1 protein-coding gene is annotated in these 1,177 nt (G+C 69.6%); it reads left to right on the top strand.

Going from position 1 to position 1,177, the window contains the following annotated elements; translation table 11 throughout:
* Nucleotides 1–1,177 (top strand): beta-ketoacyl synthase N-terminal-like domain-containing protein (locus CCN35_RS20580; RefSeq protein ID WP_143631698.1); only part of this gene is annotated, 1,177 nt, incomplete at both ends.

A 1,177-nucleotide genomic window follows, 5' to 3' on the forward strand; every position in this document is an offset into this window, starting at 1 on the left:
GACGTCCTGGGAGGCCCTGGAGCGGGCCGGCATCCGGCCCGAGTCCCTGAGCGAGAGCCGTACCGGGGTCTACCTCGGCGCGATGAGCTCCGACTACGGCAACCAGCAGGGCTACGACCTCGACGCCCTTGACGGCTACACCAGCACCGGCAACGCATCCAGTGTGGTTTCGGGCCGGGTGTCCTACACCCTGGGGCTCCAGGGGCCTGCCGTCACCGTCGACACTGCCTGCTCGTCGTCGCTGGTGTCGGTGCATCTGGCGGTGCAGGCACTGAGGTCGGGGGAGTGCGAGCTTGCCCTGGCCGGTGGTGTCACCGTGATGAACACTCCCGCGCTGTTTGTGGAGTTCTCGCGGTTGAAGGGGATGGCTCCTGACGGGCGGTGCAAGTCCTTCTCGGCGCGGGCTGATGGTGCGGGCTGGGCTGAGGGTGTTGGGGTTTTGGTGCTCAAGCGGCTGTCGGCTGCCGAGCGTGACGGTGACCGGATCCTGGCGGTGATCCGCGGCAGCGCGGTCAACCAGGACGGTCGTTCCCAGGGCCTGACCGCGCCCAACGGCCCCTCGCAGCAGCGGGTGATCCGCGACGCACTGGCCGCTTCCCGCCTCACGCCGGCCGACATCGACGCGATCGAGGCCCACGGCACCGGCACCCCGCTGGGCGACCCGATCGAGGCCGGTGCGCTGGCCGAGGTGTTCGGTCCGGGCCGGGATGCGGACCGGCCGGTCTATCTGGGCTCGTCGAAGTCGAACATCGGGCACACGCAGGCTGCCGCCGGTGTGGTGGGTGTGATCAAGATGGTGCTGGCTCTGCAGCACCAGATGCTGCCGAAGTCGCTGTACGCCGACGAGCCCAGCCCGCACATCGCCTGGGAGGGCAGCGGCCTGAAGCTCCTGGATGAGGCCCGGCCCTGGCCGCGTGAGGCGGGTCGGGTGCGTCGGGCCGGGGTGTCCTCGTTCGGGCTGTCGGGCACCAACGCGCATGTGGTGCTGGAAGAACCCCCGGTGCGAGAGACCACCAAGGCGACACCGAACGGCACCACCCGAAACGGCACCGCTGGAGGCAGCACCACTGAGGACGGTGCCACCCGGAACGGCACCACTGAAAACGGCACTGCTGGGGGCGGTGCTGTTGAGGGTGGTGTTGTGCCGTTGGTGGTGTCTGGTCGGGATGTGGGGGCG

Origin of the sequence: Streptomyces thermovulgaris, assembly GCF_002155915.1 — a bacterium.
Lineage (GTDB): Bacteria > Actinomycetota > Actinomycetes > Streptomycetales > Streptomycetaceae > Streptomyces > Streptomyces thermovulgaris.